Below are 21,979 nucleotides of genomic sequence, written 5' to 3'. Positions count from 1 at the left end.
TAACCACACCATGCTGACTTTTCAACAGATCATCCTGACCCTGCAGCAATACTGGGACAAACAAGGCTGTGCATTGCTACAGCCTTATGACATGGAAGTGGGAGCTGGCACTTCGCACACTGCCACCTTCCTGCGCGCGCTCGGCCCCGAACCCTGGAAAGCCGCCTATGTGCAGCCCAGCCGCCGTCCCAAGGATGGCCGTTATGGCGACAATCCCAACCGATTGCAGCACTACTACCAGTTCCAGGTCGTGCTCAAGCCGGCACCTGACAATATCCTGGAGCTATATCTCGGCTCGCTGGAGGCGTTGGGCTTCGACCTGAAGAAAAACGACATCCGCTTCGTCGAGGACGACTGGGAAAACCCTACCCTGGGCGCCTGGGGCCTGGGCTGGGAAGTCTGGCTCAACGGCATGGAAGTCACGCAGTTCACCTACTTCCAGCAGGTAGGCGGCATCAATTGCCGCCCGATCACCGGGGAAATCACCTACGGCCTGGAACGCCTGGCGATGTACCTGCAAGGCGTGGAAAATGTCTACGACCTCGTGTATTCCAAGGGTATCAACGGTGCGCCTGACCTCAAATACGGCGACGTATTCCACCAGAACGAGGTCGAGCAATCCACCTATAACTTCGAGCACAGCGATGCTGATTTTCTCTTCACCGCCTTCAATGCCCACGAGAAAAAAGCGCAGGAGCTGATGGAGCACAGGCTGGCCCTGCCAGCCTACGAACAAGTGCTCAAGGCTGCGCACACCTTCAACTTGCTCGACGCCCGTGGCGCCATTTCCGTCACAGAGCGCGCTGCCTACATCGGCCGTATCCGCAACCTGGCCCGTGCTGTCGCCGCGAGCTATCTCGACAGCCGCGCCCGCCTGGGCTTCCCGATGGCGCCCAGGGCCTGGGCAGATGAAGTATTGGCAGAACTGGCAAAGAAAGCAGCAGCATGAGCAACCTACTCGTAGAATTATTCGTTGAAGAGCTGCCGCCCAAGGCATTGAACAAACTGGGCCAGGCATTTTCTTCTGCCTTGTTTGATAGCCTGAAGGCCCAAGGCCTGACAGCCGCAGATTCCAGCGTTACGCCTTATGCATCGCCACGACGCCTTGCTGCGCATATCACCAGCGTCGCCGCCAAGGCAGATGACAAGGCTGTTGCGCAAAAACTCATGCCGGTGAGCGTGGGCCTGGATGCCGATGGCAATGCCACCCCGGCATTGCAAAAGAAACTGTCGGCGCTGGGCGCCGATGCCAGCGTCGTCAGCCAGCTCAAGCGCGAGCATGACGGCAAGGCGGAAGTGCTGTTCCTTGACCTCACCGTTGCAGGCGCCACGCTGGCGGAAGGCTTGCAAAAAGCCCTGGATGAAGCGATCGCCAAATTGCCCATCCCCAAGGTCATGACCTACCAGTTGCAGGACGGCTGGAGCAACGTCAATTTCGTGCGCCCGGCCCATGGCCTGGTGGCGCTGCATGGCAGCGCTATCGTCGCTATCAGCACACTGGGGCTGACCGCCTCCAACCAGACGCAAGGCCATCGCTTCGAAGCTACGCAGAACCCCATCGTGCTGCGCGATGCCGACAGCTACGCTAAGCAATTGCAGCAGGACGGCGCCGTGATTCCCGGCTTCAAGGAGCGCCGGGACGAGATTGCCAGCCAGTTGCAAGCGGCTGCGAGCAAGCTCGGCCTACGCCCGATTGAGGACGAAGCCTTGTTGGATGAAGTCACTGCGCTGGTCGAGCGTCCCAACGTGTTGGTCGGCCAGTTTGAGGCAGAATTCCTTGCCGTGCCGCAGGAATGCCTGATCCTCACCATGAAGGCCAACCAGAAATACTTTCCGCTACTGGATGCAGAGGGAAAGCTCACCAACCAGTTCCTCATCGTTTCCAATATCAGCCCGGCAGACCCGAGCGCCGTGATCGGCGGCAACGAGCGCGTAGTGCGCCCGCGGCTTGCCGACGCCAAGTTCTTCTTCGAACAGGATCGCAAGAAAACCCTGGAATCGCGCATTCCCGGCCTGGCCAGGGTGGTGTACCACAACAAGCTGGGCTCGCAGGGCGAGCGTATTGCGCGCGTCAGCGCCATTGCCAACCTGGTGGCAACTGCATTAGGCGATCAAACACTGGCAGCCCAGGCCTCACAGGCTGCACAGCTGGCCAAGGCCGACCTCGTCACCGACATGGTGGGCGAGTTCCCCGAACTGCAAGGCATTATGGGCCGCTATTATGCGCAACATGAGGGCTTGAGCGATGACATTGCCTATGCCATCGAGGATCATTACCGCCCCCGCTTTGCGGGCGACGAACTGCCGCGCAACCGTGTTGGCCTGGTGGTCGCACTGGCAGACAAGCTCGAAACCCTGGTGGGGATGTTCAGCATTGGTGAAAAGCCAACCGGTGAGAAGGACCCATTCGCGCTGCGCCGCCATGCCATCGGCATCCTGCGCATCCTGAACGAGGGTGATATTCCGTTGGGACTCAACACCCTGCTTGAGCAGGCATTATCGGTATTCCAGCACGATTTTGACCAGACGGCAGTATTGCAGGCACTGGACGAGTTCATCTATGACCGCCTGGCAAGCAGCCTGCGTGAAGATGGCTACAGTGCGCAGGAAATCGACGCTGTGCTGGCATTAAAGCCGCAATTGATCTCCGACATCCGGAGCCGCCTGTCCGCTGTCCGTGCATTTGCCGCATTGGCAGAGGCACCCAGCCTGGCTGCGGCCAACAAGCGCGTGGGCAATATCCTCAAGAAATCCGAAAGCACCATCGAAGCAAGGATCAATCCTGCCTTGCTGCAGGAAGACGCGGAAAAAGCGCTGGCACAATCGCTCGAGCAAGTACGCCCAGAGGCGCAAAAGGCGTTCGCAGCGGGGGACTACACCAGCTCACTCAAGGCACTTGCCGCGCTCAGGACGCCAGTGGATGACTTCTTCGACCATGTGATGGTGAATGCCGATGACCCTGCATTGAAGGCCAACCGCCTGGCATTGCTGGCAATATTGCACCAGGCCATGAACCAGGTAGCCGACTTGTCCAGGCTCGCGGCATAATAGTTACCTCTCAGCCTGCCCGGAAACCGCTATGAAACTTGTCATTCTCGACCGTGATGGAGTGATCAACCAGGATAGTGCGCAATTCATCAAGAGCCCGGACGAATGGAAACCGATCGAAGGCAGCCTGGAAGCCATCGCCCTGCTCAACCAGAGCGGCTACCGCGTGGCATTGGCGACCAACCAGTCCGGCATCGGGCGCGGCCTGTTTGACATGGCCACCCTGAATGCCATCCACGACAAGATGCACAAGGCACTGGCGCAATTTGGCGGGCGCATTGACGCCCTGTTTTATTGTCCGCATGCGGCCGATGCGAACTGCAATTGCCGCAAGCCCAAGCCCGGCATGATAGAAGAAATCAGCAAACGCTTTGGCACGGACCTCAAGGGCGTGCCCAGCGTGGGCGACTCCCTGCGTGACTTGCAAGCCAGCGCCGTCTTTGGCGCCCAGACTATCCTGGTGCGCACAGGCAAGGGCGAGAAGACTCTGGCAGCAGGCAACCTGCCCGAAAACACCTGGGTATGCAGCGATCTCGCCGAGGCAGCACGCCGTATCATCACAGAAGCCAGCTAACCCATGATTTATTTACGTTCATCGCTTTACCTGTTGGGCATGTGGATTTTCACGCCCATCTTCACCACCCTCTCCCTGCTCACCTTCCCCTTGCCGCGCAGGACACGCTACATCCTGATCTCTGGCTGGGCGCGCAGCATGCTTTGGTGGCTGCGTGTCACCTGCGACCTGCGCTACCGCGTGATTGGGCGCGAGCATATTCCCGACCATCCCAGCGTGATCCTCTGCAAGCACCAATCTGCCTGGGAAACCCTGGCCTTGCAGCAGATATTCCCGCCACAGGTCTGGGTACTGAAGCGCGAATTGTTGTGGATTCCCTTCTTCGGCTGGGGCCTGGCTTTGACTTCGCCTATTGCGATCAACCGTACGGCAGGCCGCGAAGCACTCAAGCAACTGGTCGCCAAGGGAAAGGAGCGCCTCAAGCAGGGCTTTTTTGTCGTGATCTTTCCCGAAGGGACACGTACAACCCCCGGCACCCGCGGCAAGTACCACATCGGCGGCGCATGGCTGGCGACCCACACAAAGAGCACAGTCGTGCCTGTAGCCCACAATGCGGGCGAATACTGGGGCAAGAACTCATTCCTCAAACGCCCTGGTACCATCACGCTCAGCATCGGTCGGCCGATCGAGGCCGCTGGCCTCAAGGCGGATGAGCTCAACCAGCGCGTCGAGGCGTGGATTGAGCAGGAAATGCTACTGCTGGACCGCAAATAATGCACCAGGTACTGGCCCTGCCCGATGGGGAGGAAATACCTTATCTTCTTGAACGCCGGGCGCGGCGTACGATAGGCATGAAAATTACAGTGGATGGCCTGGTCGTACATGCGCCATTGCGCATTCGCCAAGCCGACCTTGAAGCCTTGCTGCGCAGCAAGGCGCGCTGGATCACCAGCAAGCTCAAGGCAAGGCAGGCCGCGACCATCCCGGAATTCGAGTGGCGCGATGGCGCTGAATTGCGATTATTGGGCCAGCCTTTGACATTGAGCATCGCGCAATCCCCCCGCAACCGCAGTCCCAGACTGGAAGGCAATACGTTAAGGCTTGCAACGACCGACATTCATGACCAAGCCGTGATTGCGCGCAAGGTAATCCAATGGTTCCAGAAGGAGGCAAAGCTGGATTTCGCCAGACGCCTGCCAATCCTCTCAGCCCGCCTGGGCGAACCGACACCCTCCCTGTTTCTGTCCAATGCCAAGACCCGCTGGGGCAGCTGCAACTCCAGGCGCGAGGTCAGGCTCAACTGGCGCCTGATCCAGGCGCAACCTGCCCTGGTCAATTACGTCATTGCACACGAACTCGCCCATTTGCGCGAAATGAACCATTCGGCACGATTCTGGGCAGTCGTCGCCAGCATCTACCCCGACTACCGCACCGCGGAACAAGCGCTGAAAGCCTGCTCGCAACAACTTTACCAAATCGGTTAAGCTCCTCCGGTTTGTTGGCAGTACAAGCCAATTGTTGCATACAAAAATAAACAATCATATACTGCGCAACATGCAACTCACCAAATTCACCGATCTCGGCCTGCGCGTTCTGATGTATGTCTCGCAGCATGAACGCGAAAAACCGATTACCATCAGCGAAATTGCCACCCAGTTCAATATCCCGCGCAACCACCTAATTAAAGTCGTCACATTCCTGAACAAGACCAGCTGGATTCAGACCACCCGCGGCCCCAATGGCGGGCTGCGCCTTGGCACCGATCCGGCCTCGCTACGCCTGGGACACGTAATCCGCGTCCTTGAAGGCAGCGTTTCCCTCGTAAACTGCCAGGATCCGCCCTGCCCGCTGGGAGGACAATGCGGACTCAGGCATGCACTGGATCAAGGGCTCAATGCATTCTATGCGCATATGGACTCTTACACGCTGCAGGATGTCATCCACAACCGCACTGCCAACATTATCATCAGGCTGCAGCAAAGCCATTTGGCTGGAGTGCATTAGGATGCCTGGAAAAAATCTTGCAGGTATCTGCATTTTTTTATGCATTAATTGTTTCATTTAAAATACAACATAAGGAGCCAATATGCTTTCTGCCACCGCCCGTCCCTATATTGAAGCCAGTGTGCCCGTGCTGCGAGAACACGGCCTGAACATCACGCGCACTTTCTACCAGAACATGCTGGGCGCCCATCCCGAACTTAAGAACCTATTCAACATGGGCAACCAGGCCAGCGGCATTCAACAGCAATCGCTGGCCTCTGCCGTGTTTGCCTATGCAGCCAATATCGACAACCCTGCGGCACTGGCGCCTGTGGTCAAGCGCATCGTGCACAAGCATGCTGCGGTGGGTATCAAGCCGGAACATTATCCCATTGTGGGCAAGCATCTGCTGGATGCCATCAAGCAGGTGCTGGGCGATGCCGCAAGCGACGAACTGCTCGCAGCATGGGGAGAAGCCTACTGGCTATTAGCTGACCTGCTGATTGAAGAGGAAAAGGTATTGTATGCCGCCACTGCAACCACGGCCGGCGCATTGATGCCGCTCAAGGTAGCGCGCAAGGTATTCGAATCCGAACATATTGTCTCGTTTTACCTGCAACATCCCGATGGCCGCAAACCAGGTGATTTCCTGCCTGGACAATATATCAGCGTAGAGATGCAGTTTGACGGAGGCAGGAGCCGCCAGCTTAGGCAATATAGCCTGTCGGACTCAAGCGCCGCTCCATGGTGGCGCATTTCCATCAAACGTGAAGAAGAAACCGATCAACCTCAAGGCAGGGTCTCCAATTGGCTGCATGATGAAGTGAAGGTTGGCGACCTGATCCAGGCCACGCCAGCATTCGGTGACTTCGTGTTAAACCCAGTCATCAGCGAGCAACCATTGCTGTTGCTTTCTGCAGGCGTGGGCATCACACCGCTATTGTCCATGCTCAATTCAGTACGCGACCTTGCTCCGCAGCGCAAAGTCTTCTTCGCTTATGCAGCGCGCAGCCCGGCCTGGCAAAGCCATAGCCTGGACTTGCAGGAAGCGAGAGGCCGCATGTCCAATCTCACCACGGCCCTGTTCTACGAAAGCCTGGAAGGCGCGTATGGCAGCATAGGCGGGGTACGCCAAGGACTGATGGATGTCACCACTTTGTGGCCGGAAGCACTGGAAAATGCGGATATTTATATGTGCGGCCCACTGGGCTTCATGCAGGCACAAAGGGAACAGTTATTGAAAGCAGGCGTAACGGCAGATCAAATTCATCGCGAGGTATTCGGCCCTGACTTGCTGGACCATCTGCTGTGAAAAAGATTGGCTAGGGAGAACTGCAAGCCGGTGGGCAAACGCTCACCGGTATATGGAAAATGCTTTAAGCAAAGCTGATTGGCATGGCGATGTCGCCATCCTGGTGCGCCTCGCGCAAGCACTGCTTGGCACAGCTGGCACATTGACCGCACTCGGTAGCCACACCCAACTCACGCCTCAAATCCTTGAGACTGCTAGCTCCTGCTCGCGCGGCCTGGAGAATTTGGCGATCAGTTATAGCGCGACAAACACAGACATACATATCAAGCGCCCAGTTGCCTTTTCTTGCAAATGCAAAAAACCAAGTTGATTGAACAAACCATTGAGATATAAAACAAACGATAACTATTATCGTTTTTAACCCAATTACTTGTCAATAGCATTCCCATATGCATATAAAAATAAAAGGCCTAAAGCACCTCGCTAGCGTAAGAGAGGATTGTAAAAACATGGCTGAAACCTGTTTATAGGCCTTAGAGCCTGTTTAAAGCATCCATGAGCCTTGACATCTGATGCGAGTGCGGTGATCTACCCTACCTTACACGTAGCGCTCCGCTGGAGTCTGAATCAAATTACTTATCAAGCAGCTCCTGACGGCGCAGCCGTAGTGCGTTGCCCACCACCGAAGCCGAGCTCAGGCTCATCGCCAGCGCGGCGAACATCGGCGACAGCAGCCAGCCGGTCAGCGGGTAAAGCAGGCCGGCGGCCAGCGGCACGCCGAGGCCGTTGTAGACCAGCGCGAACCACAGGTTCTGCTTCATGTTGGCCACGGTCGCCTGGGACAGGGTGCGGGCCACGGCGATGCCGCGCAGGTCGCCCTTGACCAGCGTGACCTGGGCGCTGTTCATCGCCACGTCGGTGCCGGTGCCCATGGCGATGCCGACGTCGGCGCGGGCCAGCGCCGGCGCGTCGTTGATGCCGTCACCGGCCATCGCCACCACCCGGCCTTCGGCCTGCAGGCGCTCGACCAGCGCCAGCTTGTCCTCGGGCTTGACCTCGCCGTGCACCTCGTCGATCCCCAGGCGCGCGGCCACCGAGCGGGCCGTGGTCGCGCCGTCGCCAGTGGCCATGACGATGCGCAGGCCGGCCGCGTGCAGCGCCGCCAGCGCCTCGGGAGTGCTGGCCTTGACCGGGTCGGACACCGCCAGCAGCCCGGCCAGGGCACCGTCCACGGCCAGAACCATGACGCTGGCGCCTTCCTGTCGCAGCGCCTCGGCCTGCGCCGCCAGCGCCTCGACGGACACGCCGGCCTGCGCCATCAGCACCGTGTTGCCCAGCGCCAGTTGGCGGCCGTCGACGCGACCGCGCACGCCGATGCCGGAGCCGGATTCGAACTCCTCCACCGCCGCCAGCGCGATGCCCTGCTCGCGCGCCTGGCGCACGATGGCGTCGGCCAACGGGTGTTCGCTGCCCTGGTCCAGGCTGGCGGCCAGGCGCAGCACCTCGTCGGCGGCGAAGCCTGCGGCCGGCACCACCCGATCGAAGGCGGGGCGGCCTTCGGTCAGGGTGCCGGTCTTGTCAACGATCAGCGTATCCACCTTGCGCAGGTTCTCGATCGCCGCCGCGTCGCGAAACAGGATGCCCTGGGTCGCTCCGCGCCCGGTGGCGACCATGATCGACATCGGCGTGGCCAGCCCCAGTGCGCAGGGGCAGGCGATGATCAGCACCGATACGGCGTTGATCAGGCCGAACACCCAGCCCTGCTCCGGGCCGAACAAGCCCCAGGCGAAGAACGCCAGCACCGCGACGACCACCACTGCGATCACGAACCAGCCGGCCACGCCGTCGGCCATGCGCTGCAGCGGCGCCCGCGAGCGCTGCGCCTGGGCCACCATCTGCACGATCTGCGACAGCGTGGTGTCGGCGCCGACGCGCTCGCAGCGCATCAGCAGCGCGCCGCTGGTGTTGAGCGTGGCGCCGATCAGCTTGTCGCCTACCCGCTTGCTCACCGGCACCGGTTCGCCGGTGAGCATCGACTCGTCGACCGAACTGCCGCCTTCGAGCACCACGCCGTCGACTGGCACCTTCTCGCCGGGGCGCACGCGCAGGCGGTCGCCGACGTGCACGTGGGCCAGCGGAATGTCCTCCTCGCCGCCGTCCTCGCACACGCGCCGCGCGGTCTTGGGCGACAGGCCCAGCAGCGACTTGAGCGCCGCCGAAGTCTGCGAGCGCGCGCGCAGCTCCAGCATCTGCCCGAGCAGGGTCAGCGAGATGATCACCGCCGCCGCCTCGAAATAGACGTTGACCCGGCCCATCGACACGAAGGAATCGGGGAACACCTCCGGCGCCAGGGTGGCGACCACGCTGTAGACGAAGGCCGCTCCGGTGCCCAGGCTGATCAGGGTCCACATGTTAGGGCTGCGGTTGAACAGCGACTGCCAGCCACGCTGGAAGAACGGCGCGCCGGCCCAGAGCACCACCGGCGCGGTCAGCAGCAGTTCCACCCAGGTCTGGGTCGCCATGTCCATCAGGTGCAGCTGGTGGCCGAACATCGCCAGCAGCATGGCCACGACCGACAGCGGCAGCGTCCACCAGAAGCGCCACGTGAAGTCCTTGAGCTCGCGGTTGTCCTCCTCCTCCAGGCTCGGCAGTTCGGGCTCCAGTGCCATGCCGCACTTGGGGCAGGTGCCGGGGTGGTCCTGGCGGATATCTGGGTGCATCGGGCAGGTATAGATCGTGCTGGCGGGCGCGGTGGCAGGGATGGCTGGGGCAGCCTCAGCAGGAGAATGGTTGTATGAGTGGCCATGGGAATGTTCCAGGTCATGGCCTGCCTGATGGTGAACCTGTCCGACGTGGTATTGATCCGCCGGCTCGCCAGTATAGCGTTGCGGGTTCGTCAGGAACTTGTCGCGGCAGTGTGCGCTGCAGAACAGGAAGGTATGGCCTTCATGCTCGGTACGGTGCTCGGCGTTAGCGCTGACCGTCATGCCGCAGACCGGGTCGCGGTATGAACCTTCAATCTCTTTGGCGGCAGGGCTGCCGTCTGCACCAGTAACTGAATGTGAATGCGATGTCGGATGATGCACTAGAACGACCCCTTGCAACAGGTTGAGCCGGGTTGACCAAGCTTTACATGATAGTACCAGATCGCTCTTGCGCTTATCTTTCTCACAGCAGGGAGGGCCAGACATGAAGCAGCTGTTTAAATAAAAAAACCGCAGTAAAAACTGCGGTTTTTTGTCTACTGAACCTTAGTTAGTCTGCAGTTTCGATATGCGCCTGCAGGTAATTGGGCAGAGTCACGTCGATAATCAGGCTCTGCTGGGTCTCCAGCCAGTCAATCGCGGCCTCGCTTTTCTCCAGCAACTCTTCCAGCAGGTCGCGGCTGACATAATCCTGCAACTCTTCACTCAAGGCAATCGCTTCAATCAGCAGAGGACGGTGAATCTCTTTTTCATACTTGAGGTCACCTTGCAGGCATTCCATCACATTCTCGCCAATCAGCAGTTTGCCCAGGTTCTGCAGGTTAGGCAGGCCATCGAGGAACAAAATACGCTCGATCAGCTCATCCGCCTCCTTCATCACGCGAATGGATTGCCTGTACTGGTAGTCATTGAGCTTTTCCAATCCCCAGTTGCGGAACATGCGCGCATGCAGGAAATACTGGTTGATCGAAGTCAGCTCGTTCTTCAACACCCTGTTGAGGATGTCGATAATCTTCTTGTCGCCTTTCATCATATGCTCCTTATCAAACTGCTGCGTCAGACTTCATCTGGCTTTGCAGGTAGTTTTCCAGGCCGATCAGGCCGATCAGGCGCAGTTGCTTTTCAATCCAGTAGGCATGGTCCATTTCAGTGTCATCCAACTGAACCAGCAGCATGTCTCGCGTCACATAATCACCGGTTTTTTCGCATTGGGCCATGGCGGCTTTGAGGTCGCCAACAACCTGGTATTCAAGCGCCAGGTCTGCCTTGAGCATTTCCGGCACGGTTTTGCCCACACCTAGCGGATTACGCTTTTCCAGGTTGGGCTTGCCCTCCAGGAACAAGATACGCTGGATGATGGCGCGCGCGTGCTGGCGCTCATGGTCAGACTCATGCAAGCTCTTCTGCGCCAGTTGATGCAGGCCAAAATCCGCATACATCTCACCGTGAATCAAGTATTGGTCAACCGCAGTCAGCTCCCCTGCCAGCAATTCATTCAGGGTCTCAATGATTTTTTTATCGCCTTTCATAGCGCCTCCACGGAGTTATTTGTTCAGTTGGATGCATGATACTAAAACCCGCAATAAATAGATAGAAATATTTAATATAAATTATTGATTTTTAATGATTTTATGAAGAAAAATACCAACGAGAATCATTCTTTCTATTACGTAGAAACAGGCGTTTTTTAGTGAAAAAAGACACTCCCGGAGCGGGAATATGGAATGAAGCTGCGCCTAGCGCAGGCGCAAGGCATTGATGAGGACAATAAGCGAGCTGACGGACATGCCAATCGCCGCCATCCATGGTGCAATTAGGCCCACGGCCGCAAACGGCAATGCAACGGCATTGTAGGCCAATGCCCATGTGAAGTTCTGCCGCACCACGCTGACGGTAAAGCGCCCGGTGGCAATCGCATGGTCGATTTCCTGCAGGTTTTCTCCCAACAGCACGATATCACCGGAGGCTCGTGCCATTTGCGTGCCATTCCCCATGGCAAACGATACCTGCGCACCGGCCAGGACAGGCGCATCATTCACCCCGTCGCCCACCATGGCCACCACGCGGCCTTGCTGCTGCATTTCACGTAACGCAGCCAGCTTGCCTTCCGGGGTCAGGCTGGCCTGCCAGTCCGTAATCCCTGCGACCGCAGCAAAATGCTGCACGCTGGAGGCGCTGTCGCCACTCAGGATGGATACTGTAATATGGCGTTTCCTCAGGTTATCCATCAGCTCCGTCACGCCTGGACGGATGGCATCTGCCAGCACAAATGCGGCAAGCACCTCGCGTGCGCTGCTCAACCAAACGAGGCTGGCGCCGGGTTCCAGGCAAGGTGGCTCCGGATAGGTTACATCCGGGTTCAGCGCGACATTACCGATGTAATATCGCTCGCCGTCAATTTCTCCGCTGATGCCCTTGCCGGGCTGATTACTGGCAGCTTGCATGGGCAAGCGCTCGCCTGCCGCCACCATGTCGGTAAAACTGCGGGCCAAGGGGTGCTCGGAAGCTTGTTCCAGGCTGGCCGCAATGCGCAACAAAGCTTCAACCTGATTGCCATGATAGGGAATGGTTGCCGTAATACGTGGCCGCCCCATGGTCAAGGTACCGGTTTTATCGAAGACCACATGATTGACCCGCGCAAGAGACTCCAGCGCGTGACCGCGCGTCAGCAGCACACCACGCCCGACCAAATGGGATCCTGCCGCTGCAAATGCAGCCGGGGCCGCCAGTGAGAGCGCACACGGGCAACTTACCACCAACACGGCCAGCACAATCTCAAAGCAACGCTCAGGCGCAATCCACCACCATGCCAGCCCAATGATCACGACCGCAATCAAGAGGATGGAGGTGAAATACATCGCAACATGGTCGGCAACCCTGGCCAGGCGCGGCTTTTCCGCTTGCGCACGATCCAGCAGGCGGGCGATCCCGGCAATCACGGTCTGCTCTCCTACGCCGCTTACCTTTACTTTCAGCGGACTCTCATAATTGACGCTACCCGCGTAGACGTAAGCGCCAGGCAACTTGGATACGGGACGGCTTTCCCCTGTCAGCAGCGCTTCATCCACCTGACTTGTGCCTTGCGTCACCACGCCGTCGCCTGCAATAGTCTCACCTGGTTTTACCAGCAGGATGTCCCCCGCCTTAAGCTCGTGCAATGGCACCATTTGCGCTTGCTGCTTTTCGTCCAGCCTGGTTGCCAAGGCCGGTATCAGGCGATGCAGGTTTTCTGCCGCTTCCACAGATTTCTCTCGCGCATTCCTTTCAAGATAGCGCGTGGCAAGCAGGAAGAAAATCAACATGGTCAAGGTGTCGTAATACACGATGCCCTCACCGGAAAATGTCACCCAGACACTGCCGATAAAACCGGTAATCAATCCCAGGCTAATCGGCACATCCATACCGATGCGGCGATTAACGATGCTGCGCCATGCCGCCTGGTAGAACGGCCAGGCCGAGTAGATCATGGCGGGAACGGTCATAACCAGGCTGAACCAACGCAGCAATTGCTCGGTAGCGGGTTCCAGGCCTTGCGCCGGCCCGGCGTAGAACGCCACCGCGACCATCATCACCTGTGCCGCGGAAAGGCCGGCAATGGCAAGGCGGCGGAAATCCTGCCGGCGCTGCTGCTCGCGCACGGCTTCCTGCTGTTGCGCACTGAAGGGATGCGCGTGATAGCCAAGTTTACGGATTTCGGCCAGGATCTGGCTCAGGCGGATTTTATTGTCGTCCCAGCGGACGCGGGCACGATGCGAGGAATAATTGATAGAGGCAGAGACAACGCCTTCAAGCTGTTGCAAGTGACGCTCATTGAGCCAGATGCACGCAGCGCAGGTAATACCCTCCAGAATCAGCGAGGCTTCGAGCAAATCCCCGGCTTCGTCATGGACAAAGCTTTTTTGCACTTCGGGATGATCATACAGCTGCAGCTGGCGCAGTTCTTCCGGCACCAGCTCCTCAGCCGTCTTGGGCAGCTCAGTACGGTGCTGGTAATAACCTTCCAGCCCATTCTCGACAATAGACTCCGCCACAGCCTGGCAGCCATGGCAGCACATCCGGCGGCGCTGCCCCAGGATAGTGGTGTGGAAATCGCTGCTGGCCGGAACTGGCAATCCGCAATGGTAGCAGGATGCATCCATTGCCAGCTTGCTATTCATCACCGATGAACAGCGACTCCTGCTTGCGGTAGCGTTTGTCGCCCTGCTTGACCAGCACCTCGGCCACCCAGCGCCCGGAGTCCGGCAGAATCACATCAGCGGCATACTGGCCTGCATCCTGCTCTTCCAGCATATAAACCCTGTCGTCACGGCTGTTCGCCATGCGCCAGAAATTGAGCGTCACCTCTGCTTGCGTCACCGCATCGCCGTTTTCGTCTTTAATTTGCGCCACAATCCCTTGCAATTTGCCGGGATGCAACTCATCTACCCCATGCAACTTGAGATGCCATCCCAAGACCTGTTGCTGTTCGATCTGTTCGAGATGCGGCTGGTAGCTCTTGTTACGGTCATGCGGCATGACACCGGGAAACCCGGTATGCACACGCTGGTTTTCAGGATTCGGCAGGAAGATGGAAGTCAAGCCTTGCGGCAGGCCCCGGCCTGCAATTGAAAGCAGGATCGCATTGGAAATCACCAGAAAGATGAAAAAGCCGATGATGATTTTTGGCCCCCAATGCATGGCCTGCTTTTTCTGCTTCATGCTGCCGAATACGCCCAACAAGCCGGCATTGGCCAGGAACACGGCAAAGTGGATGGCCAGCACATCTCCGCCCGCCCAGTGCTGTGTGCTGTAGACAATATAAAACACAAATGGGATAGCGCCGCTCAATACTGCCGCCCAGAAATTGGACACGCTCACGGCACGCAACAGGAAATAAAGCCCAATTGCAAAGATCAGGCCGCCAAACAGAGTTTCGGCAATGCTCAGGGATGGAATCAGATTAAGCATGAATCAATGGCTGTTGAAATGGGTCTTGACCACCACCGGCTCGGCATCGGCAATGGTGGGGATAATCACAAAAGAAAACTCCTTGGTATTACGCGCGACATCACTTGCCAGGTCAACCTTGGCATTGATACTCAGGCTTTTGCCTGCACGCACACGGATTTCCGGGATATTGCCAATATCCAGTGCGGCAGCGGGTATGCCCTGCACCCTGAGCTCATAGCGCTGCTCATGCTCGGTCTTGTTGGCAATGTTGACCTGATAGCGATTACGCACACTGCCATCAGACAACATGACAAATAAGGGCTGTCTTACTTGCTGGACATTGGCTTCGGTATCGTTTCGCGTCCCGATGTTGTAGAACAGGATCGCGGTGGCCACCACCAGCGCAGAGGCATAACCAAGCACCTTGGGGCGCTTCCATTCCAGGCGCGGCTTGTGCGGTGCCGGGCTGGCAATGTTTTGCTCTGAATCATAGCGGATCAGGCCTCGTGGGAATCCGACTGAGTCCATGATGTTGTTACATGCATCAATACACAAGCCGCAGGAAATGCATTGGTACTGCAAACCTTCACGAATATCAATGCCGGTTGGGCATACCTGCACACAAAAGCCGCAATCAATACAATCCCCGTGACCGGCAGCCTGCCGCTCCTCCCGGGTGCGCAGTCCCTTCGCAGGCACCTTGCGTCCTGCCGCGCCCTCACCACGGTTCACGTCGTAAGCAACGGCCAGCGTGTCCGTCTCGTACATCACCCCTTGGAAGCGGGCATAAGGGCAGGCAAGCGTGCAAATATGCTCACGCGACAATCCTGCCGCGACGTAGGTGGTAATGGTCAACACAATGACAGTGATATAGCCCGCCTCAGCCGCTGCGCCGGTAAACAGCCTGGGCACAAAGTCAGGGGCATAGGTAAAGTAGCAGGCAAACGTTACCCCGGTCCAGAATGAGATGAGCACCATGAGGCCATGCGAAGCTCCCATCTTGAAGATCTTTTCAGCATTCCAGGGCTGCTTCAACAGCCTGAGGCGCGCAGGGCGTTCCCCCTGGATCAGGCGCTCGATCATGATGAAGAGATCAGTCCACAAGGTCTGGAAACAGAAATAACCGCACCACGCACGGCCAATCAGGCCGGTAGTAAAAAACAACAATGCGGCTGCGATGAACAACAGCATTGCAAGCCAGAAGATATCCTGTGGATAGACAATCAGATTGAAGATAAAGAAGCGGCGTGACTCCAGGTCAAACAAGATGGCCTGGCTTGCCGCGCTATTGCGCTCCCAGGGTAGCCAAGGCAGCAGGAAGTAGACGGAGTAGGCAATCACCATCACCGCCGTCTTGAACGTGCGGAACTTGCCTTTGACCGAACGCGTGACAATGGGTATTTGCCGGTTTAGAAGCGGGGATTTCTTAATGCTGTTGGCAGAACTGGTTGCTTCCATAGTACTGATTAAATCACCATCCCCCTGAAAAAGAAATGCTGCAGCTCAAGAAATAAAGGCCCACACAAGTGGGCCTTTACTCAAAATGAGTACGGTTTAGCGACCGCCACCCAAAGTATCATGAACATAGACAGTCAGAAGCTTGATTTGTTCTGGTTTCAGGCGGCCTTCCCAAGTAGGCATCACGCCACGGTTTACACCGCCGGCAATGATACGTTTCACTTCGGCAACCTTGGCTTCCTGTCCGGTCGTGCCGACAATATCGGCCCATAGCCAGATCTTGTCTGTCAGATTAGCGGAACCCATTGCAGTATTACCCTTGGCGTCTGGGCCATGGCATGTGAAACATATACCGGCGCCAGTGAATAATGTCTTGCCCGTCGCAGCCAGCGCCGGATTATGCGGCTCTCCAGACAAGCTCAATACATAATGTGCAAGCTGGGTGATTTGATCATCTTCCAGAGTGTCCTGGAACGGTGGCATCACACCATTGCGGCCCTCTGCAATAGTCTCGTGAATTTCATCATAGGTACCGCCAAACTGCCAATGGTCATCGGTCAGATTAGGCGCCATGCCAATCTTCCCCTGACCGCCCGCCTGGTGGCATGGTGCGCAGTTGTCAGAGAACAGGGTTTTGCCAGCCGAATTCACGAACTGCATGAGTTCTGCATCCGCGGACACGTCCTCAAAAGACGTGGCAGCCACCTTGTCAAACCACTGTTTCTGGTCGGCCTGATGCTCATTCATTTCATGCATGAACTTGGCACGCATGTTCCAGTGCGTCGTTTTTTCCACTTCCTTGCCATCCGCAGTCTTGGCTGTGTAAGTGATGGTGTGCAGTCCTGGAATACCCTTGGTGAACTTGTCCCCAATCGGCCAGGCCGGATAGAGCAGCCAGTAAACCACAGTGAAGATGAATGTAATGTAAAAACCCCAAATCCACCACGTTGGCAACGGGTTGGTATATTCCTCAATACCGTCCCAGTTATGGCCCGTGGTTTTTGGTGTTGTTGTCGCAGCCTTATCCTGACTCATAATGCTTTCCTAACTAAATTTCGTCATCTTGCAGCGGGATGTTCTTATAGCTTTCCAGCTTCTCGCCGCGCTTTTTGCTTCCGAAGACGTAGAACAGGATGCCGCAGAACACGAGGAAAAAAATCACCAGTGACAAAGGCTTGGTGTTTTCAAAACGAGTGAACCAGAGCAGCCATTCCATCGTCTTTACCTCCTAACGGAATTTGACGAAATAATCGTCGTCATACTTCTTGAAATCAACCATAGTGCCTAGTACCTGCAGGTAGGCAACCAGCGCGTCCATTTCCGTGATATTGCTTGGATCAGTATCGTAATTACCCGACTGAGCCTGCGCCTCCAGGTTTTTCTGGGCATCAGGAATATGTAAGGTTTTGGCAACATCTTCACCAAACTCCTCCACATTGCGCTGATATTCAGCCTGGCTGTTGGAGTACGGCACGCCGACGCGGCGCAGAGACTTCAGGCGGTCCTGAATATCGTCGTACTTCAGCTCTGTTGTAGCCAGCCATGGGTAGTTGGGCATGACAGATTGCGGCACCAGCGAGCGTGGCGCGATCAAATGCTGGGTATGCCAGTCGTTTGAATACTTGCCGCCGACACGGGCCAGATCAGGGCCCGTACGCTTGGAACCCCACTGGAATGGGTGATCGTACTTGGACTCTGCCGCTAGCGAATAGTGGCCATAACGCAGTGCCTCGTCACGGAAAGGACGGATCATCTGGGAATGGCACAGATAGCAACCTTCACGCGTGTAAATATCTCGGCCACGCTGTTCCAATGGCGTATAAGGACGCACGCCTTCCACTTTTTCCACGGTTTCCTTGATGAAGAACAGCGGAATGATCTCAACCATACCACCGGCACTGATTGCCAGCATGGTAAACACCAGCAATATGCCTAGGTTGCGCTCAATTTTGTCATGCTTCATGAATAACTCCAGTAACTCGTCTTTACAATCAAGCGCCGATTAGGCTGCCGCCACATTCAGACCGGCATGGGCCTCAGTACTGCCCTGGCGAATGGTCTTATACATGTTGTAGCACATCAGAATCATGCCTGCGAGGAAGAAAGCCCCGCCGACAGCACGCATAACATAGAACGGATGCGCAGCGGCCACAGACTCAACGAAGGAATACTGCAAGTTGCCGAAGTCATCAAAAGCACGCCACATCAGACCCTGCATGATGCCGGAAATCCACATAGCAGTGATGTAGAGCAACACACCAATGGTTGCAAGCCAGAAATGGACATTAATCAGGCGCACGCTGTACATCTGGGTATTCCAAACACGCGGCACCAGGTGATACATACTGCCGAAAGTAATCATTGCTACCCAGCCCAGCGCACCGGAATGCACGTGACCAATAGTCCAATCAGTATAGTGGGACAGCGCATTGACGTCCTTGAGCGACATCATCGGACCTTCAAACGTAGACATGCCGTAGAAGGACAGCGCCACGATCAGGAAGCGGATCACGGGGTCGGTACGCAACTTGTCCCATGCGCCGGACAAGGTCATGATGCCGTTGATCATGCCGCCCCAGGATGGCAGTAACAACATGATGGAGAAGGTGGCAGCCAGTGTGCCAGTCCAGTCAGGCAGCGCAGTCCAGTGCAGGTGGTGCGCGCCGGCCCACATATACAGGAAGATAATTGCCCAGAAGTGCAGGATGGACAGGCGGTAGGAGTAAACCGGACGGCCTGCCTGCTTGGGAACGAAGTAGTACATCATGCCGAGGAAGGCAGCCGTGAGAAAGAAACCCACCGCGTTGTGACCGTACCACCATTGCGTCATCGCATCCTGGGTACCTGAGAACAGGCTGTAGGACTCAAGGGAGAACAGCTTTACCGGCACTTGCAGGTTGTTGAAAATGTGCAACAAAGCGGTTGCAAGAATAAAGGCAAGATAGAACCAGTTGGCAACATAGATATGTGGCTGCTTGCGCTTGAGCAAGGTGCCAACGTAAATGGCAAGGTAAGCCACCCAGACAAACAGGATCAACAGGTCAACCGGCCATGTCATTTCAGCGTATTCACGCGCCTGGGTATACCCAAACATATAGCCCAGTGCGGAAAGCGCAACCGCTGCCTGCCAGCCCCAGAACGTAAAATTGGCAAGCCCCTCACCACCAAACAGGCGAGCCTGACAGGTACGCTGCACGACATAGTAAGAAGTGGCGAACAGCGCACTGCCGCCAAAACCAAAAATTACGCCACTGGTATGGACTGGACGCAGGCGGCCAAATGTAATGTATGGATTATCGAAATTTAGGAACGGATAGGCCAGTTCAGAGGCGATATAAACGCCAACGAACATACCGATCGCCCCCCAAATAAAGGTCATGATGGCGAACTTGCGAATAATATCGTAATTATATTGTTCGCTAGTACCAACACCAGCAGTCGCGATGCTTGCCGTTGCCATTACTATCTCCTCACACAAAATCTAGCTTAAAAAATCGAAAAATTATATTCCGTATCCAATCGATTGGACAAGAAAAACCCTAAAAAAATTGGGTAATATCATGTGCCAATTGCTCCGGCGTTTCGTCATGCCGCAAATAGGCACGAATTTTTCCTTCCCGGTCAAACACATACACCCCGGCACTATGATCAACGGTATATGAGCTACCATCTTGCGTCTGTTGCTTGGCGTATACCACCTTGTAATTTCTTGCTGCTTGCTTCAGCTGTTCTGCCGCTCCATAAAGACCGATAAAACCTGGGTAAAAGGACGGGACATACTGTGCAAGGATATCCTGTGTATCCCGCTCAGGGTCTACGGTAATAAACAACACCTGCACATCTTGCGCCTTATCCCCCATCAGCACCATGGCATTTGCCATAGACAACATGGTGGTCGGGCATACATCCGGACACCGCGTATAGCCAAAAAATACCGCCACTACCTTGCCCTTGAAATCCTCAAGCTGTCGCTGCCTGCCTTCATGGTCGGTCAACGTGAATGCCCCGGTAATTTCGGCGCCAGTCACATCCGTACCATACAACTCCAATAATTCCTGTCGGCCTTGTCCGCATGCAACCAAGCATAAAAGCAGCGCCAACAGGATTAACAAATATTTCAGCACACCCCACCTCGCAAAACCAATTATCCAAACCCGGATTATCGGCCACCAGCGGCCTGACGCCAACCTAGGCAGTCAGGGCATGCTGCATTTCTACTTAAAACCGCTTACCGAAACCGAAGCCAAGCACCCAGGGATTGATATCCAGGCTGTCGATCTTGGGACCGTTCTTGAGCTTAACGTCAGTATCAATCCACAAGTACTTGACGTCGGCATTCACCAACCAGCCATCACCCAGGTTGAAATCAAAGCCGGCTTGCAGCGCAGGACCCCAGCTGTTGCGCTCAACGCGGATATCCTGATTCAACTGGGCAGAATGCAAACCGTTATCCATGAAACGGGTGTAGTTCACGCCGACACCGACATAAGGATCAAACGTCTTGTCTGGACGGAAGTGCCATTGCGCCGTCAGTGTTGGCGGCAGCAGGTTCACCGAGCCCAGGTCTTCACTGGCAACGCCATTGGCACCCTTGATGCTCACGTCATGACGCGTACCCAATGCTAATACCAATTCCAAGGCAATATTCTTAGTGACATAGTAGGAAATATCGAGTTCCGGAATGACTTGATCGCCCACTTCCAGTTTGGATCCAGCCCCTGCACCCAGCAAGGAATTGGTGTAATCGCCCAGCTTGCTATCCTCATTCGGGCTCACGTTCACAGCACGTGCACGTATCACCCAATCTCCTGCCTCAGCCATTGCCGCAGCAGGCGCCAGCAGGGCACAAGCCAACAATACACTTTGCTTTAATTTCATTTTTTGCTCTCTCTTCATTTGATTACTACAAACTAAATACAACGCTTGGTTCTACCCCTATTTTTAATTCTACACCTATTAACCATAACTTAAAAGTGGTTAATAACCCAGCAAAACAGTCAACATTATTACGGCACCATATTATAAGTTCCAAACCGATTTAATTCCGTGCCGAAATCCTGCCGTCCATCACAACAAATTAAGAAAACCAGCTATTCAAATACAAGGCCTTGCGCGTACAATTAGCGTTTTTGACAGCACTTGGTAACGGAGAAGCAAAGATGTCGATGGCCGACCGCGATGGTCTGATTTGGTATGACGGAAAAATGGTGCCCTGGCGCGATGCCACCACCCATGTACTCACCCACACATTGCATTACGGCATGGGGGTGTTTGAAGGCGTGCGTGCCTACAAGACCGATAAGGGAACTGCCATTTTCCGGTTGCAGGACCATACTGACCGCCTGTTCCGCTCGGCTCATATCCTTGGCATGAAAATGCCATTTGACAAAGCCACGCTGCTGGAAGCGCAAAAAGCCGCTATTCGCGAAAACAATCTCGAATCCGGCTACATGCGCCCAATGGCATTTTACGGCGCCGAAGCCATGGGCATCTCTGCCAAGACACTTTCAACCCATGTTATTGTTGCCGCCTGGAAATGGGGCGCATACATGGGCGACGAGGCAATCAAGCATGGCATTCGCGTCAAGACATCCTCCTTCGCGCGCCACCATGTCAACATCCACATGTGTAAGGCCAAGGCCAACGGCAACTACCTGAACTCCATCCTGGCTCACCAGGAAGCCGCGCATGATGGCTATGACGAAGCGCTGCTCTTGGATGTGGACGGCTTTGTTGCCGAAGGTTCTGGTGAAAATATTTTCATCATCCGCAACAACAAGATCTACACCCCTGATCTCACCAGCGCCTTGGAAGGGATTACCCGAGATACGGTAGTACAGCTTGCTACCGAGTTTGGCTACCAGATCATCGAGAAGCGCATTACACGCGATGAGGTCTATTCAGCAGATGAAGCCTTCTTCACCGGTACTGCGGCTGAAGTCACTCCGATCCGTGAACTGGACAATCGTGCCATTGGCGCCGGAACTCGCGGCCCCATCACCGAAAAACTGCAATCCAAGTATTTCGACGTAGTACATGGTCGCTCGCCGGAACACATCGGCTGGCTCACCCTGATTAAATAGCAAGAGG

Annotated in this window: 21 protein-coding genes; 8 read left to right on the top strand and 13 right to left on the bottom strand. The window is 56.1% G+C overall.

All coding sequences use genetic code 11. The features are described 5' to 3' along the window. The first annotated feature begins 10 nt into the window (after positions 1-10). The 7 genes from glyQ to hmpA all read left to right on the top strand — a co-directional run bounded on the left by glyQ (position 11) and on the right by hmpA (position 6,857). A complete protein-coding gene (gene glyQ / locus LG198_RS11850; protein ID WP_230343392.1) occupies positions 11-949 on the top strand; it encodes a glycine--tRNA ligase subunit alpha in 939 nt (312 codons plus the stop codon). Next, entirely contained in the window at positions 946-3,048 is a 2,103-nt protein-coding gene (gene glyS, locus LG198_RS11845; RefSeq protein WP_230343391.1) for a glycine--tRNA ligase subunit beta, read from the top strand. Before glyQ ends, glyS begins: the two co-directional genes overlap by 4 nt. A gap of 31 nt (positions 3,049-3,079) precedes the next feature. Further along, positions 3,080-3,622: a D-glycero-beta-D-manno-heptose 1,7-bisphosphate 7-phosphatase gene (gmhB, locus tag LG198_RS11840; protein WP_230343390.1), complete on the top strand. Its 543-nt coding sequence runs from the start codon at positions 3,080-3,082 to the stop codon at positions 3,620-3,622. A 3-nt stretch (positions 3,623-3,625) separates the two neighbouring features. Further along, a complete protein-coding gene (locus LG198_RS11835; protein WP_230343389.1) occupies positions 3,626-4,336 on the top strand; it encodes a lysophospholipid acyltransferase family protein in 711 nt (236 codons plus the stop codon). Continuing rightward, positions 4,336-5,046, top strand: coding sequence for a M48 family metallopeptidase (locus LG198_RS11830; RefSeq protein WP_230343388.1), 711 nt, complete (start codon positions 4,336-4,338; stop codon positions 5,044-5,046). Before LG198_RS11835 ends, LG198_RS11830 begins: the two co-directional genes overlap by 1 nt. Positions 5,047-5,116: 70 nt before the next feature. Next, positions 5,117-5,566, top strand: coding sequence for an RrF2 family transcriptional regulator (locus LG198_RS11825; protein WP_230343387.1), 450 nt, complete (start codon positions 5,117-5,119; stop codon positions 5,564-5,566). 82 nt (positions 5,567-5,648) lie between these two features. Beyond that, positions 5,649-6,857 (top strand): NO-inducible flavohemoprotein, encoded by a 1,209-nt coding sequence (hmpA, locus tag LG198_RS11820; protein ID WP_230343386.1) that lies wholly within the window; start codon positions 5,649-5,651, stop codon positions 6,855-6,857. A gap of 64 nt (positions 6,858-6,921) precedes the next feature. Here the strand turns inward: hmpA and LG198_RS11815 are convergent, their stop codons facing one another. The 13 genes from LG198_RS11815 to LG198_RS11755 all read right to left on the bottom strand — a co-directional run bounded on the left by LG198_RS11815 (position 6,922) and on the right by LG198_RS11755 (position 20,767). Further along, positions 6,922-7,119, bottom strand: a complete 198-nt coding sequence (locus LG198_RS11815; RefSeq protein ID WP_230343385.1) for a (2Fe-2S)-binding protein — start codon at positions 7,117-7,119, stop codon at positions 6,922-6,924. A gap of 310 nt (positions 7,120-7,429) precedes the next feature. After that, positions 7,430-9,817: a heavy metal translocating P-type ATPase gene (locus LG198_RS11810; protein ID WP_328485705.1), complete on the bottom strand. Its 2,388-nt coding sequence runs from the start codon at positions 9,815-9,817 to the stop codon at positions 7,430-7,432. Between the two features lie 235 nt (positions 9,818-10,052). Next, a complete protein-coding gene (gene bfr, locus LG198_RS11805) occupies positions 10,053-10,532 on the bottom strand; it encodes a bacterioferritin (RefSeq protein ID WP_230343806.1) in 480 nt (159 codons plus the stop codon). Between the two features lie 13 nt (positions 10,533-10,545). Continuing rightward, positions 10,546-11,031 carry a bacterioferritin gene (gene bfr / locus LG198_RS11800; protein ID WP_230343383.1) on the bottom strand — a complete coding sequence of 162 codons (486 nt, stop codon included), beginning with the start codon at positions 11,029-11,031 and terminating at the stop codon, positions 10,546-10,548. Positions 11,032-11,238: 207 nt separating this feature from the next. Beyond that, entirely contained in the window at positions 11,239-13,659 is a 2,421-nt protein-coding gene (locus tag LG198_RS11795; RefSeq protein ID WP_230343805.1) for a heavy metal translocating P-type ATPase, read from the bottom strand. Next, positions 13,652-14,449, bottom strand: coding sequence for a FixH family protein (locus LG198_RS11790; RefSeq protein ID WP_230343382.1), 798 nt, complete (start codon positions 14,447-14,449; stop codon positions 13,652-13,654). The genes LG198_RS11795 and LG198_RS11790 overlap by 8 nt, the downstream gene beginning before the upstream one ends. Positions 14,450-14,452: 3 nt before the next feature. Further along, on the bottom strand, positions 14,453-15,889 hold the full coding sequence (gene ccoG / locus LG198_RS11785; RefSeq protein ID WP_230343381.1) for a cytochrome c oxidase accessory protein CcoG: 1,437 nt from the start codon (positions 15,887-15,889) through the stop codon (positions 14,453-14,455). Between the two features lie 96 nt (positions 15,890-15,985). Then, complete coding sequence (gene ccoP / locus LG198_RS11780; protein WP_230343380.1) at positions 15,986-16,924, bottom strand: cytochrome-c oxidase, cbb3-type subunit III; 939 nt, start codon at positions 16,922-16,924, stop codon at positions 15,986-15,988. Positions 16,925-16,937: 13 nt separating this feature from the next. Continuing rightward, positions 16,938-17,105 (bottom strand): cbb3-type cytochrome c oxidase subunit 3, encoded by a 168-nt coding sequence (locus tag LG198_RS11775; RefSeq protein ID WP_230343379.1) that lies wholly within the window; start codon positions 17,103-17,105, stop codon positions 16,938-16,940. A 12-nt stretch (positions 17,106-17,117) separates the two neighbouring features. Continuing rightward, on the bottom strand, positions 17,118-17,852 hold the full coding sequence (ccoO, locus tag LG198_RS11770; RefSeq protein ID WP_230343378.1) for a cytochrome-c oxidase, cbb3-type subunit II: 735 nt from the start codon (positions 17,850-17,852) through the stop codon (positions 17,118-17,120). A 39-nt stretch (positions 17,853-17,891) separates the two neighbouring features. Continuing rightward, entirely contained in the window at positions 17,892-19,349 is a 1,458-nt protein-coding gene (ccoN, locus tag LG198_RS11765) for a cytochrome-c oxidase, cbb3-type subunit I (protein ID WP_230343377.1), read from the bottom strand. A 79-nt stretch (positions 19,350-19,428) separates the two neighbouring features. Continuing rightward, positions 19,429-19,917, bottom strand: a complete 489-nt coding sequence (locus LG198_RS11760) for an SCO family protein (protein ID WP_328485525.1) — start codon at positions 19,915-19,917, stop codon at positions 19,429-19,431. Between the two features lie 190 nt (positions 19,918-20,107). Next, positions 20,108-20,767 carry an OmpW/AlkL family protein gene (locus LG198_RS11755; RefSeq protein WP_230343375.1) on the bottom strand — a complete coding sequence of 220 codons (660 nt, stop codon included), beginning with the start codon at positions 20,765-20,767 and terminating at the stop codon, positions 20,108-20,110. A 281-nt stretch (positions 20,768-21,048) separates the two neighbouring features. On the opposite strand from LG198_RS11755, the gene LG198_RS11750 reads away from it, so the two are divergent. Then, positions 21,049-21,972: a branched-chain amino acid transaminase gene (locus LG198_RS11750; RefSeq protein WP_230343374.1), complete on the top strand. Its 924-nt coding sequence runs from the start codon at positions 21,049-21,051 to the stop codon at positions 21,970-21,972. Positions 21,973-21,979: the final 7 nt, after the last annotated feature.

Source organism: Methylobacillus arboreus, assembly GCF_020532725.1.
GTDB lineage: Bacteria > Pseudomonadota > Gammaproteobacteria > Burkholderiales > Methylophilaceae > Methylobacillus > Methylobacillus arboreus.
The sequence above is the reverse complement of the archived record's forward strand: the minus strand, read 5'-3'. Positions and strand labels throughout refer to the sequence as shown.

Bases quoted from the DNA above. Each gene is read 5' to 3' on its own strand.
- glyQ (WP_230343392.1), top strand. From the start codon at position 11: ATGCTGACTTTTCAACAGATCATCCTGACCCTGCAGCAATACTGGGAC.
- glyS (WP_230343391.1), top strand. From the start codon at position 946: ATGAGCAACCTACTCGTAGAATTATTCGTTGAAGAGCTGCCGCCCAAG.
- gmhB (WP_230343390.1), top strand. From the start codon at position 3,080: ATGAAACTTGTCATTCTCGACCGTGATGGAGTGATCAACCAGGATAGT.
- LG198_RS11835 (WP_230343389.1), top strand. From the start codon at position 3,626: ATGATTTATTTACGTTCATCGCTTTACCTGTTGGGCATGTGGATTTTC.
- LG198_RS11830 (WP_230343388.1), top strand. From the start codon at position 4,336: ATGCACCAGGTACTGGCCCTGCCCGATGGGGAGGAAATACCTTATCTT.
- LG198_RS11825 (WP_230343387.1), top strand. From the start codon at position 5,117: ATGCAACTCACCAAATTCACCGATCTCGGCCTGCGCGTTCTGATGTAT.
- hmpA (WP_230343386.1), top strand. From the start codon at position 5,649: ATGCTTTCTGCCACCGCCCGTCCCTATATTGAAGCCAGTGTGCCCGTG.
- LG198_RS11815 (WP_230343385.1), bottom strand. From the start codon at position 7,119: ATGTATGTCTGTGTTTGTCGCGCTATAACTGATCGCCAAATTCTCCAG.
- bfr (WP_230343806.1), bottom strand. From the start codon at position 10,532: ATGAAAGGCGACAAGAAGATTATCGACATCCTCAACAGGGTGTTGAAG.
- bfr (WP_230343383.1), bottom strand. From the start codon at position 11,031: ATGAAAGGCGATAAAAAAATCATTGAGACCCTGAATGAATTGCTGGCA.
- LG198_RS11795 (WP_230343805.1), bottom strand. From the start codon at position 13,659: ATGAATAGCAAGCTGGCAATGGATGCATCCTGCTACCATTGCGGATTG.
- LG198_RS11790 (WP_230343382.1), bottom strand. From the start codon at position 14,449: ATGCTTAATCTGATTCCATCCCTGAGCATTGCCGAAACTCTGTTTGGC.
- ccoG (WP_230343381.1), bottom strand. From the start codon at position 15,889: ATGGAAGCAACCAGTTCTGCCAACAGCATTAAGAAATCCCCGCTTCTA.
- ccoP (WP_230343380.1), bottom strand. From the start codon at position 16,924: ATGAGTCAGGATAAGGCTGCGACAACAACACCAAAAACCACGGGCCAT.
- LG198_RS11775 (WP_230343379.1), bottom strand. From the start codon at position 17,105: ATGGAATGGCTGCTCTGGTTCACTCGTTTTGAAAACACCAAGCCTTTG.
- ccoO (WP_230343378.1), bottom strand. From the start codon at position 17,852: ATGAAGCATGACAAAATTGAGCGCAACCTAGGCATATTGCTGGTGTTT.
- ccoN (WP_230343377.1), bottom strand. From the start codon at position 19,349: ATGGCAACGGCAAGCATCGCGACTGCTGGTGTTGGTACTAGCGAACAA.
- LG198_RS11755 (WP_230343375.1), bottom strand. From the start codon at position 20,767: ATGAAATTAAAGCAAAGTGTATTGTTGGCTTGTGCCCTGCTGGCGCCT.
- LG198_RS11750 (WP_230343374.1), top strand. From the start codon at position 21,049: ATGTCGATGGCCGACCGCGATGGTCTGATTTGGTATGACGGAAAAATG.